This is a genomic window from Litoribacter ruber, assembly GCF_018449405.1.
Classification (GTDB): domain Bacteria; phylum Bacteroidota; class Bacteroidia; order Cytophagales; family Cyclobacteriaceae; genus Litoribacter; species Litoribacter ruber.
On the sequence record NZ_JAHCMY010000002.1, the window covers coordinates 493,805 to 510,731 of the forward strand.

Annotated in this window: 21 protein-coding genes; 9 read left to right on the forward strand and 12 right to left on the reverse strand. The window is 45.4% G+C overall.

Features of this window, described 5'->3' with window-relative positions; all coding sequences use genetic code 11:
- Positions 1–240 precede the first annotated feature (240 nt).
- Positions 241–2,178 (reverse strand): molecular chaperone DnaK, encoded by a 1,938-nt coding sequence (gene dnaK, locus KI659_RS06780; protein ID WP_213944602.1) that lies wholly within the window; start codon positions 2,176–2,178, stop codon positions 241–243.
- A 221-nt stretch (positions 2,179–2,399) separates the two neighbouring features.
- On the opposite strand from dnaK, the gene KI659_RS06785 reads away from it, so the two are divergent.
- The gene (locus tag KI659_RS06785; RefSeq protein ID WP_246535308.1) at positions 2,400–3,236 is read left to right on the forward strand and encodes an MOSC domain-containing protein; all 837 of its coding nucleotides are present in this window, start codon (positions 2,400–2,402) and stop codon (positions 3,234–3,236) included.
- Between the two features lie 137 nt (positions 3,237–3,373).
- Here KI659_RS06785 and hemE read toward each other — a convergent pair whose 3' ends face one another.
- From hemE to KI659_RS06825, 8 genes are all read right to left on the reverse strand, one after another.
- The gene (hemE, locus tag KI659_RS06790) at positions 3,374–4,405 is read right to left on the reverse strand and encodes a uroporphyrinogen decarboxylase (protein ID WP_213944603.1); all 1,032 of its coding nucleotides are present in this window, start codon (positions 4,403–4,405) and stop codon (positions 3,374–3,376) included.
- Positions 4,406–4,639: 234 nt separating this feature from the next.
- Entirely contained in the window at positions 4,640–5,167 is a 528-nt protein-coding gene (locus KI659_RS06795; protein ID WP_213944604.1) for a hypothetical protein, read from the reverse strand.
- Between the two features lie 92 nt (positions 5,168–5,259).
- Positions 5,260–5,757 carry a hypothetical protein gene (locus KI659_RS06800; protein WP_213944605.1) on the reverse strand — a complete coding sequence of 166 codons (498 nt, stop codon included), beginning with the start codon at positions 5,755–5,757 and terminating at the stop codon, positions 5,260–5,262.
- Between the two features lie 2 nt (positions 5,758–5,759).
- Positions 5,760–6,341: a hypothetical protein gene (locus tag KI659_RS06805; protein WP_213944606.1), complete on the reverse strand. Its 582-nt coding sequence runs from the start codon at positions 6,339–6,341 to the stop codon at positions 5,760–5,762.
- Between the two features lie 280 nt (positions 6,342–6,621).
- Positions 6,622–8,394 (reverse strand): ABC transporter ATP-binding protein, encoded by a 1,773-nt coding sequence (locus KI659_RS06810; protein WP_213944607.1) that lies wholly within the window; start codon positions 8,392–8,394, stop codon positions 6,622–6,624.
- Between the two features lie 70 nt (positions 8,395–8,464).
- Positions 8,465–9,220, reverse strand: a complete 756-nt coding sequence (gene truA / locus KI659_RS06815; protein ID WP_213944608.1) for a tRNA pseudouridine(38-40) synthase TruA — start codon at positions 9,218–9,220, stop codon at positions 8,465–8,467.
- 583 nt (positions 9,221–9,803) lie between these two features.
- Positions 9,804–10,490: a hypothetical protein gene (locus KI659_RS06820; protein WP_213944609.1), complete on the reverse strand. Its 687-nt coding sequence runs from the start codon at positions 10,488–10,490 to the stop codon at positions 9,804–9,806.
- Positions 10,491–10,683: 193 nt separating this feature from the next.
- Complete coding sequence (locus tag KI659_RS06825) at positions 10,684–11,016, reverse strand: hypothetical protein (RefSeq protein WP_213944610.1); 333 nt, start codon at positions 11,014–11,016, stop codon at positions 10,684–10,686.
- Between the two features lie 57 nt (positions 11,017–11,073).
- Between KI659_RS06825 and KI659_RS06830 the strand changes: the two genes are divergently transcribed.
- From KI659_RS06830 to KI659_RS06840, 3 genes are all read left to right on the forward strand, one after another.
- Positions 11,074–11,571, forward strand: a complete 498-nt coding sequence (locus KI659_RS06830) for a DUF4293 domain-containing protein (RefSeq protein WP_213944611.1) — start codon at positions 11,074–11,076, stop codon at positions 11,569–11,571.
- A 47-nt stretch (positions 11,572–11,618) separates the two neighbouring features.
- Positions 11,619–12,722, forward strand: a complete 1,104-nt coding sequence (locus KI659_RS06835; protein ID WP_213944612.1) for a trans-sulfuration enzyme family protein — start codon at positions 11,619–11,621, stop codon at positions 12,720–12,722.
- A 234-nt stretch (positions 12,723–12,956) separates the two neighbouring features.
- Entirely contained in the window at positions 12,957–13,310 is a 354-nt protein-coding gene (locus tag KI659_RS06840) for a hypothetical protein (RefSeq protein WP_213944613.1), read from the forward strand.
- A gap of 172 nt (positions 13,311–13,482) precedes the next feature.
- Here the strand turns inward: KI659_RS06840 and KI659_RS06845 are convergent, their stop codons facing one another.
- From KI659_RS06845 to rocD, 3 genes are all read right to left on the reverse strand, one after another.
- Positions 13,483–13,746, reverse strand: coding sequence for a hypothetical protein (locus KI659_RS06845; RefSeq protein ID WP_317195932.1), 264 nt, complete (start codon positions 13,744–13,746; stop codon positions 13,483–13,485).
- Positions 13,736–13,948, reverse strand: a complete 213-nt coding sequence (locus tag KI659_RS06850) for a hypothetical protein (protein WP_213944614.1) — start codon at positions 13,946–13,948, stop codon at positions 13,736–13,738. The genes KI659_RS06845 and KI659_RS06850 overlap by 11 nt, the downstream gene beginning before the upstream one ends.
- A gap of 177 nt (positions 13,949–14,125) precedes the next feature.
- Positions 14,126–15,403 (reverse strand): ornithine--oxo-acid transaminase, encoded by a 1,278-nt coding sequence (rocD, locus tag KI659_RS06855; RefSeq protein ID WP_213944615.1) that lies wholly within the window; start codon positions 15,401–15,403, stop codon positions 14,126–14,128.
- A 13-nt stretch (positions 15,404–15,416) separates the two neighbouring features.
- Here rocD and KI659_RS06860 point away from each other — a divergent pair, with 13 nt between their 5' ends.
- The 5 genes from KI659_RS06860 (at position 15,417) to KI659_RS06880 (ending at position 16,793) form a co-directional block, all read left to right on the forward strand.
- A complete protein-coding gene (locus tag KI659_RS06860) occupies positions 15,417–15,617 on the forward strand; it encodes a hypothetical protein (RefSeq protein ID WP_213944616.1) in 201 nt (66 codons plus the stop codon).
- Between the two features lie 116 nt (positions 15,618–15,733).
- Positions 15,734–15,895 carry a DUF5522 domain-containing protein gene (locus KI659_RS18655; protein ID WP_213944658.1) on the forward strand — a complete coding sequence of 54 codons (162 nt, stop codon included), beginning with the start codon at positions 15,734–15,736 and terminating at the stop codon, positions 15,893–15,895.
- A 244-nt stretch (positions 15,896–16,139) separates the two neighbouring features.
- On the forward strand, positions 16,140–16,382 hold the full coding sequence (rpmB, locus tag KI659_RS06870) for a 50S ribosomal protein L28 (protein ID WP_143959649.1): 243 nt from the start codon (positions 16,140–16,142) through the stop codon (positions 16,380–16,382).
- A gap of 30 nt (positions 16,383–16,412) precedes the next feature.
- Positions 16,413–16,595, forward strand: coding sequence for a 50S ribosomal protein L33 (gene rpmG / locus KI659_RS06875; protein WP_035075268.1), 183 nt, complete (start codon positions 16,413–16,415; stop codon positions 16,593–16,595).
- A gap of 45 nt (positions 16,596–16,640) precedes the next feature.
- Positions 16,641–16,793 (forward strand): DUF4295 domain-containing protein, encoded by a 153-nt coding sequence (locus tag KI659_RS06880; RefSeq protein ID WP_009185442.1) that lies wholly within the window; start codon positions 16,641–16,643, stop codon positions 16,791–16,793.
- Positions 16,794–16,927 lie beyond the last annotated feature (134 nt).

Sequence of the window (16,927 nt, forward strand, 5' to 3'; positions counted from 1 at the left end):
GATGGTCGCAAAGAAAAAAAAGCAACTATTAAAATAAACCGCAGAGACGCAGAGTCACATAGAAAAAATTGACACTATTCCAATAAGTGTGTAAGTATTGATTAAAAAAAACGCATAGGCTACCCATTAATCTTTGCGCCCCTTACTGTCTTTGCGGTTGATTTTATATCCTCTGTGGTTAATCAAAAAAGGCATCCATAACGAGTACAGATGCCTTTTTACTTATTTTAACCGAAGGACTTATTTGTTCTTGTCCTCGTTTACTTCTTCGTAATCCACATCGGAAACACCGTCTCCGCTTCCTGCAGCACCCGAAGACTGCGCTCCTGCGTCAGCACCTGGGCCACCTTGGGCAGCGCCTTCAGCACCTTGACCAGCTGCATACATTTCTTGGGAAGCAGCTTCCCAAGCCTTGTTAAGCTCTTCCATGGCAGGCTCGATTGCCGCTACGTCTTGGCTCTGATGAGCGGTTTTCAACTTCTCAAGCGCTCCGCTGATATTGGCCTTGTTGCTGTCGGAAAGTTTGTCACCAAACTCTTTCAACTGCTTCTCGGTCTGGAACACCAAGCTGTCAGCCTGATTCAGCTTCTCGATTTTCTCTTTTTCAGCTTTATCAGTAGCAGCATTAGCTTCAGCTTCCTTCTTCATTCTTTCGATTTCCTCTTCAGAAAGTCCGGAAGATGCCTCAATCTTGATTTTCTGCTCTTTGCCGGTTCCTTTGTCTTTTGCAGACACGTTAAGAATACCGTTGGCATCAATATCAAAGGTCACTTCGATTTGAGGTACGCCTCTTGGGGCTGGCGGAATGTCAGAAAGCTGGAATCTACCGATGCTTCTGTTGTCCTTAGCCAAAGGTCTCTCACCTTGCAATACGTGGATATCCACAGCCGGCTGATTGTCGGCAGCAGTAGAGAAGGTCTCAGATTTCTTGGAAGGGATAGTCGTGTTTGCCTCGATCAATTTGGTAAACACACCGCCCATAGTTTCGATACCCAAAGAAAGCGGGGTAACGTCAAGAAGCAATACATCCTTCACCTCACCGGTCAATACACCACCTTGGATGGCCGCACCGATAGCTACTACCTCATCTGGGTTTACACCCTTCGAAGGCTTTTTGCCGAAGAATTTCTCCACTTCTTCCTGGATTTTAGGGATTCTAGTAGAACCACCCACCAAGATTACCTCGTCAATGTCAGATGGAGAAAGTCCTGCATCCTGCATGGCTTTCTTAACCGGATCCATTGATCTTCTTACCAAGCTTTCAGACAACTGCTCAAACTTGGCTCTAGAAAGCGTTTTGTTCAAGTGCTTAGGACCTGATGCGGTCGCTGTCACATATGGCAAGTTGATGTCAGTAGAAGAGGAGCTGGAAAGCTCAATCTTCGCTTTTTCAGCAGCTTCTTTCAATCTCTGAAGGGCCATTGGGTCTTTTCTAAGATCCAAGTCTTCCTCAGCCTTAAATTCATCAGCCAACCAGTCGATGATCACTTGGTCAAAGTCATCACCACCTAGGTGTACATCACCATTGGTAGACTTTACTTCAAATACACCGTCACCTAGTTCTAGGATTGAAATATCGAATGTACCACCACCAAGGTCATACACAGCGATTTTCATGTCCTGATTCTTTTTGTCCATACCATAGGCCAAAGCGGCTGCAGTAGGCTCATTGATGATTCTTTTCACTTCAAGACCTGCGATCTGACCAGCTTCTTTTGTGGCTTGTCTTTCTGCGTCATTGAAGTAGGCCGGTACAGTGATGACAGCTTCAGTTACCTCTTGGCCCAAAAAGTCCTCAGCGGTTGATTTCATCTTCTGAAGAATCATGGCTGAAAGCTCCTGAGGAGTATAAGATCTGTCGCCGATTTTCACTACGATGGTATCGTTTGAGCCTTGCTCTACTTTATAGGAAGCATGTTTTTTCTCTTCAGAAACCTCAGAGAACTTCTTGCCCATAAATCTCTTCACAGAGGAGATAGTGTTTGCCGGGTTGGTGATGGCCTGTCTTTTGGCAGGATCCCCTACTTTTCTCTCGCCGTTTCCATTGTCCAAAAAGGCCACAATGGATGGGGTAGTTCTTCTCCCTTCGCTGTTTTGGATTACTACAGGCTCGTTACCTTCCATTACGGCAACGCAAGAGTTAGTAGTACCCAAGTCAATTCCTATAATTTTTCCCATAATTGATATATGATTTCTATTTTATTGATTCAGTAAGTAAATTCGTTCGAAGTCATAATTATCAAGTCATGTGCCAAGGCATTTCCAGCCAAATTTTGCGTCAGATTGTCAGAATTGCTGGCTAACTCCCCCTTAAAGCCTGACAATTGCGATTTTTTTTAGTTCTTTCTGTCACCTCATGAACACTTTTAGAAACAAATCAGTATGTTAGCTGTATACAAATGCATCAATTGGTGCAAGTACTCATGCGGCTTAAAGACATATACATATATCCGGTCAAATCCTTGGGCGGCATCCGGCTTCATAAAGCCACCGTGGATATCAAAGGTTTTGAAAACGACAGAAGGTGGATGGTGGTGGACGACAATGGGCAGTTCATCACCCAAAGGAGGTTTCCCCACATGGCTTTGCTGCAGCCGGAGTTTACCCAAAGCGGGCTTCGGATCTACCACAAAAAGGCCTTGAACAAATATGTGGAGGTGCCTTTTTCGCCGGTCACCGGCAAAAAGATCCAAGTCACCGTTTGGGATGATTCCCTGATGGCCGAGATTGTATGCCCAGAGGTCGACAAATGGTTGAGCGAAATACTGGACATCAATTGCCATTTGGTTAAAATGGACGAAAAGGCTGACAGGCCTATCAGCGAGAAATACGCCATCAACGATGAGACCGTCAGTTTTGCTGACAGTATGCCATATATGGTCATCGGTCAAAGTTCCCTGGACGACCTCAACGGCCGATTGGAAGAGAAAGTGGAGATGGACCGCTTTAGGCCTAATCTGGTATTCGAAGGCGGTGCTGCCTTTGAGGAGGATACCTGGCAGGTGGTGCAGATAGGAGAGTGCATGTTTCAGGTCACCAAACCCTGCGCCCGATGCGTGATGGTGACGATTGACCAACAAACGGCCGAGAAGGGCAAAGAGCCTTTAAAAACCCTCTCATCCTATCGATTGGAAGGCCAAAAAATACTCTTCGGTCAAAACATGATCGCCGTATCCCTAGGCGAAATCGAAGTAGGCGACCCCGTAGAAAGATTGGAGCTAGGAATGAGGAGTTAATAATTAATAATTAATAATTAATAATTAGGAATTAGGAATGGAGAATTAGCAAAGATATCCAATTCCTAATTCCTAATTCTCAATTCTCAATTCTCCATTCCTAATTCTCCATTCCTAATTCTCAATTCTTCCTACACCTACCTTATACTATAAGCCTTCACCGTCTCAATAAACACCTTCACCTTCTCCGGATCAATGTCAGGATACACCCCGTGACCTAAATTGGCAATGTGCCTGCTGGTTCCAAATTGATCAAGCATTTGCTTGGTAGCGGCCTCCACTTCCTTGGCGGTGCCGTAAAGGGCTGCCGGGTCAAGGTTGCCTTGTAGGGTTTTATTAACCCCGATCATTCTTCTTGATTCGGCAATGCCCATGTTCCAGTCCAGTCCGATAGTCTCACAGTTTAGCTTGGCCATTTGTTCTCTGGCAAAGAATGCTCCTTTGGCAAATACCGTCTTAGGCACCTCATTGATGGCATCACAGATCTGCTGAATGTACCTGAGGGAGAATTCCTCATAATGGTAAGGAGGCAGGATCCCCGCCCAGCTGTCAAAAATCTGGATCAAGTCGGCCCCAGCCTCGATTTGTGCTCTGAGGTAATTGATGGTGGAATCGGTGATCATCTGCAGCAGCTGATGGCTGAATTCAGGCTGGGTGTACAGCATGGCTCTGGCTTTCGAGAAAGTCTTCGATCCGCTGCCTTCCACCATATAGGCAAAAATAGTCCAGGGTGCGCCGGCAAAACCGATCAAAGGCACCCGGCCGTTTAGTTCTTTTTTGGTAATCTTGATGGCATCGATCACATATTTGAGATCATTGTGCCCATCCGCAATTCTCAACTTTTTCAGATCCGATGGGGAAGATACGGTGTCAGGAAACCATGGGCCTCTCTTTTCCACCATCTCATAGGGCAATCCCATTGCTTCGGGGATGACCAGGATGTCGGAAAAAATAATGGCGGCATCCACACCCAGCAGATCTACCGGCTGTATGGTCACCTCTGCGGCCAGTTCAGGGGTCTGGGCCAATTCAATGAATCCACTCACACTGTTTCTTACTGCCCTGTATTCTGGCAAAATCCTTCCGGCCTGTCTCATCAACCACACGGGAGTCCTTTCGGTCTTTTCCCCGCGTGCCGCTCTAAGTAATAAGTCGTTTTGTAATTGCATGGGGCAAAGATAATTCAGGATTTTGGATTACCCATTCCAAACCAGAAAAAAGGAGGAACTGTTCTCCTCGGAGATTCCAACCCGCAGTTTTCACAGTTAGAATTATTAATAGGTAGAGGAGTTTTGTAGATTAATTTGAAAATGATCTGAAGTTAAGTGTTTTAAAACTTTTAATAAAAAAAACCACGCTCCCTGAAAGAGAGGTGGTTTTTCGTTTTATAAAAAGGGGAAGTTTTATTTACCCAATCTGATTCTTGGGATATTGCTTGTATCCAAATTGTAATGATCGACGACCGCTTCATAGTCATTGAAATCCACTCGGAAGTTCACTGCTCTCGTAGGTACTACTACTAGTCGGAAATACTGTTCGTTTCTCCAATCTGGCTCCAAGATGTTGAGGTCGAAATTGCCCTGCATGAAAATTCTAAAGTCTAAATTCGTAAAATCATATTGATAGGCAAATTGGCCCTGGTCAAGATAAATTGTCTGAGGGAGAATTCTCCACACATCTCTGCCCTCATCTGTTTCCCAAAGATGATAAATCAGGAGCTTGTCGGATTCAAGAAAGGTTAATCCAAGTTCGTTGAAATCTCCTTGTATTGTAAAATTGGCTTCTGGATCAAAATCCCCCACTACTTCAAATACATCTGCTTCTACAGTAATTCCATCTATTCCATCTAAGCCAGGAGGGCCCATGGGACCTTGACAGGCCTGTATCAAAAATGCACCAAGAACAGAGAGGGATAACAGCAGCTTTTTCATAAAATATTGTTTTGGTTGAAATATACGTTTTATTTAGACGCAAAGCCAAAGGAAATGGTTGTGGAAATCATTGAAATGGTAAAATGTACCAGTTATTTCAAGGGAGCCCAAACCTCCACATGATCGGATTCCACAATCCTGTCAATATATATTCCCTGGGTCTCCAGCCCATTTAGCTCGGCAAATTTCTCAATGCGTTTTTTGACTTTATTGGGGCCTGGCATCACATATCTGCTGGACCGCATCGTGGCCACAATGGCATTTTGGCTTTCGATAAGCAATTCCTGCGCGTCACCCATTTCCCCGCTGAACTCTACTCCTATGAAAACTTCCATGGTGTCGAGTTTACCCGCTGGTTCTACTTGGTAAAGGGTATGCAGAGTTTTGCCATCTCCCAACAGTCCTTCAGCTTTTTGGAAGGTTTGGGGCAAAGCCTCATCTTGCGGGGTGCCGCGGTACTGGTATCCCATTAGGTGAATGTTGTCAGTTTGCACCACCTCCAGTTCGAGCTCATTGAACCCGCCCAGTAAGAAATAGCCAACCAAACCGACAAAAAGTACTGCCGGGATGAGAATTAATGCTTTTTTCATAATTAGAAAATATATCGTGCCCCGATTGCCCCCTGTAACCTTAGGTGTCCTGGACGGTCAATCAGTTCGAGAAACAAGCCTGCTTCCACAAACACACTGATTGGCAGATCCTGAAAATAATATTCAGTACCTACAAATGCCTCAGGGCCAAAATCGATGTTTGTTCTGTTTTCACTGTTGAAGAATGTTGGTGACATAGGTCTGGAATATAGATAATCCACTTGTACGGACCTCAACTGGGCACCGACACCTCCATAAGCCCAAAGCATGCCTTCGGTAATGTTAAACTGGTTGGTAATATCCTCATGATAGGCTGCTCTTGCATTCAAGGAAAAAGCGGAGTAGGTGCTATGACTGGCATAAACGGCATCTCCAGTAGGTCTGTTATTGTTGAATGCCCGGCGGTAGTAACCAGCATGGTTGGCCCCCGCAGCCCCGATTATCCCTTCCAGGGAAATGCGCTCGTCGATAAAAGTCTTGTAAGTAATCCCCAACGGCTCCCCCAGTCTGACCCCCACTTGATGCTCCTGTGAATACGCCAAAGCCGGCAAGAGTAAAAAAGCCAGCAATAATACTTTCTTCATAAAATGTTTTAGGTAAGGTTTAACAGTCAACGGTGCGAATTTAGGATTATTTTGCGGAAAAATTCTTAGTACAAAGTACCATGTACCAGGTACAAAGTACTTCTAGGACCATTGTATAATTCAGCCCTCGTGCCCACTTGAAGTTTGAATGTAGAATTAGGAATTAAGAAATCCGTGCTCCCCCATTCCTCATTCCTAATTTTCAATTCTTTGCGCGACTTCTTTTGAACTTCCTGTGACCCTGTCTGTCGCAAGGCAAGTTCGTGACTCATTTCCCCTACTAGCTAACCATAGACTTCAACTGCATTTGGTGCAGCTGCGCATACAGCCCACCTTCTGCCAAAAGCTTCTCATGGTTGCCGATTTCCTTGATCTCGCCTTTGTGCATGACGATGATCTTGTCAGCTTTGATGATAGTAGACAGGCGGTGCGCAATCACGATGGAGGTCCGGCCTTTCATCATCTTTTCTATGGCTCCCTGAATCAGCTCCTCGGTTTCGGTGTCCACTGAGGAGGTGGCCTCATCCAATATGATGATCTCCGGATTGTACACCATGGCCCTTACAAAGGATATCATCTGCCTTTGCCCCACCGAAAGCGTGGCGCCCCTTTCCATCACGTTGTAGTCCAGCCCGCCAGGAAGCCTTTCGATAAACTTTCTCGCTCCCACTAGTTCGGCGGCCTCCATGACCTGCTCTCGGGTTATTTTTGGATTTCCTAGGGTGATGTTGTTCAAAATGGTGTCAGAGAAAAGGAATACATCCTGCAATACTACCCCGATATGCTTTCTAAGGGTGTTGAGCTCGAAATCTCGGATATCAGTGCCGTCAACCAGGATGCTGCCTTTGTTGATTTCATAAAAACGGCTGATCAGGTTGATAATACTGGATTTTCCCGCTCCAGTGGCTCCCACTAGGGCGATGGTCTCCCCATGCTTCACATCAAAATTGATGTCCTTGAGCACATATTCCTCATCATTGTAGGCAAACCAGACGTTTTTCAGCTGTATGTCCCCCTTGATCTTTTCAGGTGCATAAGTGCCATTATTGGGGATGTGTTCTTCACTGTCAAGCAGCTTGAAAATCCTCGAGGAACTCACCACTCCCAGCTGCAGGGTATTGTATCGGTCAGCAATCATTCTGATGGGACGGAAGAAAAGCTGCAGGTACATGATAAAGGAAATCAGTACACCTACTTTGAGCTCCATGTCAAACACCCCCGTGGCCCCGTACCATACCACTAAGCCTATCCCAATAGCCTGAATGATCTCCGCAACAGGGAAATAGATGGAATAGTACAATACAGACTTGAGGTGTGCCCTTCTGTGCTCTTTGTTGATCGTTTCAAATTTCTTGTACTCCCTTTCTTCCCTGTTAAAGATCTGCACAATATTCATCCCCGTGATATGCTCCTGAAGGAAAGAGTTGAGATTGGATACCGCATTTCGGACATCATTAAAGGCCACCTTGATCTTTTCCTTGAACACATACGTGGAAATGATCAACAAGGGCAGGGTACACAAACTGACCAAGGTAAGCTTCCAGTCAATGTAGAACATCACCCCTAGGATGGTGATCAGCTGCAAAAGATCACCTATTATGGCTGCCAACCCTTCGCTAAATACATCCGCCAGGGTTTCAATGTCTGAAATGTTTCGGGTGACCAGCCTGCCAATAGGGGTGTTGTCAAAAAACTTGAGCTTCATTTTCAGCAGGTGCCGATAAAGCTTTATCCTGATGTCCCGGATGATGACCTGGCCGATCCAGCCAGAAAGATAAGTGTGGGCAAACTGCACGATGGACTGCAAAATCATTAGCCCCACCAGCAGGTAGATGATTCGGACCAACCCATCCCGGTCACCCATAGCCACATAGTCATCGATTGCTATCTGAATAAATAGGGGCCTGGTAGGAGCCAAGATCGCCAAGGCTAACGTAAGAAATATAAGGAAGAAGAACCGGCCTTTGTAGGGCTGCACAAACTGGTACAGTTTCTTGAGGACCTTGGTGTCAATGATCTCCCCACTTTTTACATTTTCCTTTTCTAAACTCAATGGTTAATTAGTTTTATATGATTTTTTTGACCCGTTTTTCGTCTTCCGTCTTCGGTCTTCGGTCTCTTTTTTAAATAAATATGTCCTCAGGATATGTGATGCGACTTAAAAACAAGCCATGGGCTGGAGCAGACGACCCTGCCTTCCTGCGGTTTTGGCTGGACAAAACCTCTTGGAAACCCACCAGGTCCAGTTTGCCGGTGCCCACCATTACCAAAGTGCCCACTATAGCCCTTACCATTCCCCTAAGAAAGCGATTTGCCGTAATATGGAAAATCAAACTTTCAGAATTTTGTTCCCAGCGGGCAGTTTTAATTTCACAGCGGAAATTGTTGACGCTGGTTTTGACCTTGCTGAAACATTCAAAATCGGTGTGGCTCAGGAGCAGCTCAGCAGCCCGGTTCATTTTATCCACATCGAGTTTGTAAAAACAATACCAGGCCTGCTCCTCAGAAAAAGGATTCTTGCGCAAGGTAACATGGTATTCATAGCTTCTCCACAAGGCATCGAATCGGGTATGTGCCTCATTTTTGACAGGCAAAAGCCTGTAGCAAGCGATATCAGAGGGCAGCAGGGCATTGACTCTTTTTAGAAAGTTTTGGGGTTCCAGTTTTTCATGATGGTCAAAATGAACAAACTGTTGCATTGCGTGTACGCCCGTGTCGGTGCGGCCGCTCCCCATGGTTTCCACATCCCTTCTCAGCAGCGTGGAAAGGGCCTTGTTGAGTTCGGCCTGCACGGTATGGGCATTCTCCTGCACCTGCCAGCCATGGTAGGCAGTACCCTTGTAGGCCAGCTCCAGAAAGTATCGATGTTGCTCGTTCATGAGGGGGCAAAGATAGGAATTCGTTGGGGAAAAATTGTGCAAACCCACCAAGTGCTATGACGTTTTGATTTCTCGCGGCGGCGCAAAGAAAATCGCAGCGCCTGCCTGCCAGGCAAAGGCAGGTCGCCAGGTAAAATGGGTTTTATTTCACTTATTTATTCTTTGCGAAACTTAACCTCTCCCGATCCGCTCCACTACTCGGGACAAGTTTTGCGGTTTCCATTTTTTTCTCTGTGGCTCTGCGGTTATTTTAACCCGTCATTAGTACCGACCGAAGGGAGTGGAGAGGTCTAGCACGATTGCTGAACGTAAACAAAGCGGCCACGAAGAAGGGCACTAGTGGCTCATTAATCCATTCATCAGTCCTGAAGGGAATAAAGCACAGCTATTCCCTTCAGGACCTTAAACCCTTCAACAAATAGGCAGTTGGTGAAGGAGAAAAAAACACAGGTTTCACGGATTACTTAGAGGGAAGTTTGGGGAAAATAAAGCGCCGCGCTCTTTGCGGTTCACTTTGCGCCCTCCCGATTCGCTTCGCTGCTCGGGACAGGTTTGCGAGAAACCACACATACCCGAATTCCAATTAAATCACCTGAAGGACCTTCATGCCGGAATTGCCAACCATTTCAAGGTGAAACCTATCTGAATAGCCCAGGAATTTGGCTACTATTATTATATCCTTCACGTCTTTTGAGAACTTCAGTCGCTGGGTACTGACCGGTTCCAGTTGCTTGCCATTTGCGCTCAATTGCAGGCTGGCAATTTCAAAGTTTTCGATTTCCGGTATGTAGCCCAAGAAATACAGGTGAAGGTCAAAGCCAATCAACCCCGAGGATTCCAAAGACCAATCTTGAATGGCGGACCAATCAAACTTAAGTACGTTTCCTCGCCTGTTTACCCATTCCCGACCAAAAGACAGTCCAAATCTGTCAAATGGATTTTTATTTACCAGATCCATTCCCACCAAAGCTTTCCAGGCATACTCCCCATGTAGTTTGTAATGCTGGTCCAACTTAGCCAACATGGGTTGGTAATTCTTGGTACTGAAAAGGATGCCGGAATTATTCTTGACCACCGTGTTCAGCAAGCCAGCCATTTTGTTTTTTACAGCAGGCGCTTTCGTCCAGGCTTGCATTACATCATTTAGCACCGCCTCTTTATGTGTTCCTCTAGCAGCGCGCACATGCTCTCCATAGGTATCACTATTTACGTATGTTTTGTTATCAATAGTGCCAGAAATAGCCCCTAGTTTGTGTTTGATTTTTGCCATGTCTTACTACAATATAAAAAGTGTTTTGTTTGGTTAAATTGGTAAAAATCACCCATTTATGCAATGGGTTACAGGGAAATGTTTATCAGAGTGTAAAAAAATGGCTAACGAGGTGAAAAAGGTTATAGGGACCTTACAGGGAATTTATAGGGACATTATAGAGACCTTATAGGGATATTGAGTTAGAGCTGAGCTAGGTTTCTTCCCAGTTCCCGTTAGCCCAAATATGGAGCTTGTCCATACCTAATCCATACCTCATCCGTACCATGCTTACCGCTATGATGGAGAGGGAAAAGGAGTGACCCGCCTGCAGTCTGATCCTATTGCGCCCTTTGCTCCCTCCCGATTCGCTTCGCTGCTCGGGACAGGTTTGCGAGAAACTTCTCCTCTTACATTTAGATTGCTTCAGGGAATGAACCCCTCTGTGGGATTGTGAGGCTCCAGAACTGATTTTACTTAGCCTCCGATTCTCAGTGGTTATTTTGTTATTTTCCTTATTCCCCATTCCTAATTTCCAATTCTCCATTGCCTTAACTTGCGATTATAAGCAGAAGGACGTTATTTTGTCAAAACTTCAAACAAGATGATACAACGCGTACAAACGATTTTCCTTTTTTTGCTGGCATTAAGCATGGTGTTGGTGGCACTTTTCCCACTATGGTCACAAGTTAACCCCTCCCAAACCGAGCAGGTGATGCTTACGGCTTGGACCTTGACGGTGACCACCATTGGGGTCGCGGAGATTTCTGAATCCGCCGGAGTGGTGAGCCAGTCAAGCACCGCTTATTTGGGTTTTCTTGCCGTAGTTTCTGGCTTACTCGCCCTGTATAGCCTCAGCCAGTTTAAGGACCGCAAGCGTCAAATGATGCTTAATATGATCAACTCCCTAATTATGGTCATTATCTTGGGAGCCACCGTTTACCTTTCGATTACAGCCAATGACGCGATCGGAGGACGGGATACCGGAGCCTTCATGCTCGGTTTTTATGCCATAGTGCTCGCCATGCTGATGAACCTGCTCGCTAACCGCTTCATCCGCAAGGATGAGATGCTGGTGAGGTCGGTGGATAGGATCAGGTAGATAAAAAAAGAGGCAATTTATTGCCTCTTTTTTTATAACTTTCCCCTATGAGATTTGAAACTGTAGCCATCCATGCGGGCACTCAGATTACGGACATCCGTAGACCCGTAACCCAGCCCATTACCCTTTCAACCATTTTTGAGCACCGGGAGGATTCCCTGATCTATACCCGGGCTGCCAACCCCAACCGCCTAGCACTGGAAAATCTGCTTGCCAAGCTGGAAAAAGGAAAGGACGCCGCAGCCTTCTCCTCCGGAAATGCAGCAGGAATGGCCGTGTTCCAGGCCCTGCCTGCCCACAGCCACATCATCGCCCCGGAAGACATGTACCATGGCCTGAAAAAGCAGCTGGTCGAAATGTTCAAAGGTAAACTGGAGGTGACCTTTGTGGATATGGCCAAGGCTGAAAACATCGGAAGCGCCATCAGGAGCAACACGGCTTTGCTCTGGATAGAGACACCCTCCAATCCGCTTTTGAAAATCACAGACATCAAGGCTGCCTGCGCACAGGTGAGCGAAATAGCCGGTATTAAGATAGTCTGCGACAATACTTTTGCCACTCCCGTTTTCCAGAATCCCTTGGATCTGGGGGCAGATATCGTCATGCACAGCAGCACCAAATACCTCGGCGGCCATTCCGATATCCTCGGAGGGGCATTGATCACCAAAGAGGAGGATGCCTTCTGGGAGCAAATCAGGCTGGTACAGCAGGTTGGTGGAGCAGTGCCTTCGCCGTTTGACAGTTATTACCTTACCCGCAGCATCAAGACCCTGGCCTATAGGATGAAGGGGCATGCCGAACATGCGGGTATCATTGCCACCTATTTAGAAAACCACCAAAACGTGGAAAAGGTATTCTACCCAGGATTGAAATCGCATGAGGGCTTTGAGGTAGCTTCTGCGCAGATGACCGGCTTCGGTGGAATGCTTTCGTTTTTATACAGAGGAACAGCTGGAGAGACCGACAAGATGATCGCAAAGCTGAAGTTTTTCACCAATGCCACCAGTCTCGGCGGTGTGGAGAGCCTCATCGAAAGAAGGGCCGCTGTGGAGGGGCCTGATACCACCACGCCCCAGAACCTGGTCAGGGTGTCGGTTGGTTTGGAACACCTGGATGATCTGCTGAGCGATCTGGATGGGGCGCTGGGTTGAGAAAAAATTGTCACAGAGTAACTCAGAGTTCGAGCACAGAGTCTCACTGAGCTGCGTCGCGGAAAATGCTGGGCGGGGAGTAAATGAAGGGGCACATTTGATTCTGCTGATTATATCCAATGAGGTAGAGGTGATTAGTTAATCTGTGTTAATTTAAGTAATCTGTGGTTAAACATTTTTATAGAGATTAATTTTTCACTAAATTTATAGGAGCGGATTTAAAAATTATAGGCTATGTTTCAGAAGATTTTATTCAGTGCGGGGTTGATGTTGGTTGTTTTGCCTTCTTGGGGTCAGGAGACTTTGGATTTTGATGGTGTCGAGTTAAAGGTTTTTGGGATAGTTTCCCCGGAAAAAGTCGACAGGATGCCCATACTGCAGCCATCCCCCGAATTCAACTCCAAAATGGAAATTGCCGCGCTACCTCCGGATTTGCAGGCAAAGATGCCGATTTATAACGATACCCAAGTAGATGTATTGGCTGACTATAAGCCTAGCAGCCCACCTTTGAGGGTTGATGGTAGTAAATATGAACTAGACCTCCCCAAATTCGAAGCACCTGCGACGTTTTATCCGATAGGAAAGTGAAGAAGGGTGGAAATGGGCACAAAGGAAAAGAAGGGTACAAAGAAAAGGGATCAGTAAAAATTTTAAATTTGGAGATGTAATCTGGAGTTTCAATTTCTCTTAATCCAATAAACCAAGCCTATATAATATATCAAGGAGGTGGGCTTTTGAGATATTTTCCAATTGGCTTTTATCATATATTGAAACAAAAAAAAATCTGTTTATTTATTACTTTTACGTAAGTAATGATTCTAGCTCCTCCTGATTTGCCCTTACCTTTGGAGGTAATTGCCAATCTGATTTTATAAATATTATGTCCGAGTGGAGTTCCTGATGTGGGGTTGATAGCGAGTTCTTCTCCCAGCTTTTGGAGGTCGGACTTTAAGGAATTGTATTTCTTATTAAGTTTCTTTACCTGGGTTTTGAAATTTTCAGTCAGAATGATGCTATAACTCATCGAGGAAATCTTTTAACGTGGTGCCTTTCAGTTTTCCTTCCTGAATAAGCTTAATTTCCTTAAGACCCTGCTCAATATCTCGAAGGATTTCCTTCTGTGAATCACTAGTTTCCTCTTTAACTTTGTCGAGGCCAAGGTTTTTTACCAGCTCCAAAAAGAAAAAATATTTATCATCAGGTATTTCTAAAGTAATCCGTTTCATACTGCTTCAGTTTAATTCTTTTAATTTAAGAACCTTAGATGAATTTAAAAAGTTGCAAAAAAAGAGAGAGCCAAATGGCCCCTCTTTTTATTAAATAAAATTGATTCGATAGGCTGGTACGAGAACTCTGCGAAACTCTGTGCCCAACTCCGCGCAACTCCGTGTCCTTTTTAAAGCCTATTTCTCAAACCCCTCAATCGTCCTTTCAATAATATCACAGCACTCATGTAGCTGCTCTTCGGTTATGACTAATGGAGGGGCGAAGCGGATGATGTTGCCATGGGTGGGTTTGGCCAGTAGGCCGTTGTCTTTTAGGGCCACGCAGATGTCCCAGGCGGTGCTGCTGTCCTCGCTGTCGTTGATCACCACGGCGTTCAAGAGGCCTTTGCCCCTGACCAGCTTCACGATATTGTATTTGTCCACCAGTTTCTGCATCCGCTCTCTGAAGATATTGCCGAGCTTTCTGGCATTTTGGGCAAGTTTTTCATCCTTTACCACATCAAGAGCAGCCATGGCAACCTTGGCGCCAAGTGGGTTGCCGCCAAAAGTGGAACCGTGCTGGCCGGGCTTGATGACGCCCATGATCTCGTCATTGGCCAATACAGCAGAAACCGGGAAGAAGCCACCCGAAATGGCCTTGCCCAAAATGAGCATGTCCGGCTGGATGTAGGTTTCCTGCTTTTCGCAATGGCCTTCGCAGCTGCAGTTTCCGCACACGGCCAAAAGTGAACCCGTCCTTGCAATGCCCGTCTGGATCTCATCGGCGATGAAGAGCACATTGTTCTCTTTACAGACTGCGGCTACTTCCTTTATATAAGTGTCATCTGGTGTATATACGCCGGCCTCTCCCTGGATAGGCTCCACAAGAAAGGCAACCACATTTTTGTTCTCAGCCATGATAGATTTCAGTGCGTCCACATCGTTGTATGGCACTTTGACAAAACCTGCGGTGTAGGGACCGAAGTTTTTACGGGCGTTTTCGTCGTTAGAAAAGGAGATGACAGTCGTAGTCCTGCCGTGGAAATTGTTGTCGGCCACTATGATGGTCGCCTGGTTTTCGGCAATTCCCTTTTTCTCATAACCCCATTTACGGGCAATTTTGATGGCCGTCTCCACCCCTTCGGCGCCGGTATTCATAGGAAGCACCTTGTCGAAGCCGAAGTATTCGGTGATGTATTTCTCGAATGGCCCCAGCACGTCATTGTGAAAAGCCCTTGAGGTCAAAGTCAGGGTTCCCGCCTGCTCAATCAGCGCGTCCTTGATCCTAGGGTGGCAGTGGCCCTGGTTGACGGCCGAGTAGGCGGAAAGGAAGTCGAAATATTTCTTACCTTCCACATCCCATAAAAATACGCCTTCGCCTTTTGAAAGCACCACCGGCAGCGGGTGGTAGTTGTGGGCGCCGTATTTGTCTTCTAAAGCAATGGCCTGCTGGCTGGAGGTTATTTTTTCAATCATAAAATCTGTAGTTTTGCCCGCACTTATCGGGCTGAGGTTTGTTTTGGGTAAAAACAAATATAGGGATAAAAGACGGAAGACGGAAGACGGAACAAAAGAGGCCACTAAGTTTTCCAAAGTAAAAAAAAGTCGCACACCTGTCCCGAGTGACGAAGTGGATTGGGAAAGGGAAGAGGTCACTGCGGGCACAAAGCCTATGAATGCAGAACATTAAGCGTCACCTCGACCGGAACGGAGTGGAGAGGTCTAATAAATATTGTTCTCGATCTAGATTTCTCCATTCGCTCCCGAAAAGGGTCGCTCAGTCGAAAAGACGGTTTATATAATATGATGAAAAAGAAAAAAGAACCCATCAAACCCCAGCAAGTCCAACCCGGTGACTACTATTTCAACGAGGCGGGGCTGATGGTGTTTACGGAGCAGTACCACCTCAGGAGAGGCTTCTGTTGTGGGAGTGGGTGCAAGCATTGCCCGTACCGGAATGGGAAATAAGGAATTGGGAATAGAGAATTAGAAATGAGGAATTGGGAATGGAGAATCAGAAATATCGGTCATTCAAAAACCTTAATTCTTAATTCCTAATTCTTAATTCATAATTCATAACTTTCCATTTCCACGTTAATGACATCCAACAGATTAGGCAATAAATTTTTGCTGCTCTTTTGGTAATTCCCGAAAAGTTCCGATATTTGCAAACTCAATTTAGAAAACGTCTTAAATATTACGATCATATATCATGGCAAAAGTTTGTGACATCACCGGTAAAAGACCTCGAGTAGGTAACAATGTATCGCACGCCAACAACAAGACCAAGCGTAAGTTTTATCCAAACTTGCACAAGAAATCTTTCTATGTACCAGAAGAAGATGCTTGGATCACGTTGAAGGTTTCTTCAAAGGCTTTGAGAACCATCAACAAGAAGGGTATCTCTGCAGTGTTGAAAGAAGCTCAGCAGAACGGTAACATTATCATTAAATAAATAGAATTACTCTTTTAAAGATATAGAGCGATGGCTAAGAAAGGTAACAGAGTACAAGTGATCATGGAGTGCACCGAGCATAAGACTAGCGGTCTTCCAGGTACTTCCAGATATATCACGACCAAAAACAGAAAAAACACTACTGAAAGATTGGAATTGAAGAAGTTCAACCCAATCATGAAGAAAGTGACTGTTCATAAAGAAATCAAATAATTAGGCGGGTATCCTTGCTTGATACCTCCTTTAAATAGTTAAGATATGGCTAAGAAAGTAGTAGCAACCCTAAAAAAAGAAGGCGGCGTCACTTATGCTAAAGTGATCAAAGCGGTAAAGTCTGAGAAGACTGGTGCCTATACCTTCAGAGAAGAGATGGTTCCAACCCCAATGGTTCAGGAAACATTGAAAAAATAATTTTGCCTTTTTTGCAAAGCATTTGAAAGTCCCTTTCGGTAATCTATCGGAACTGGGACTTTTTTGTTATATTCAAGGGCGTAATGTCCGTTTTAAGAAATCACCTGCTTAAATTCAGGTGTTTATTTGTGTAA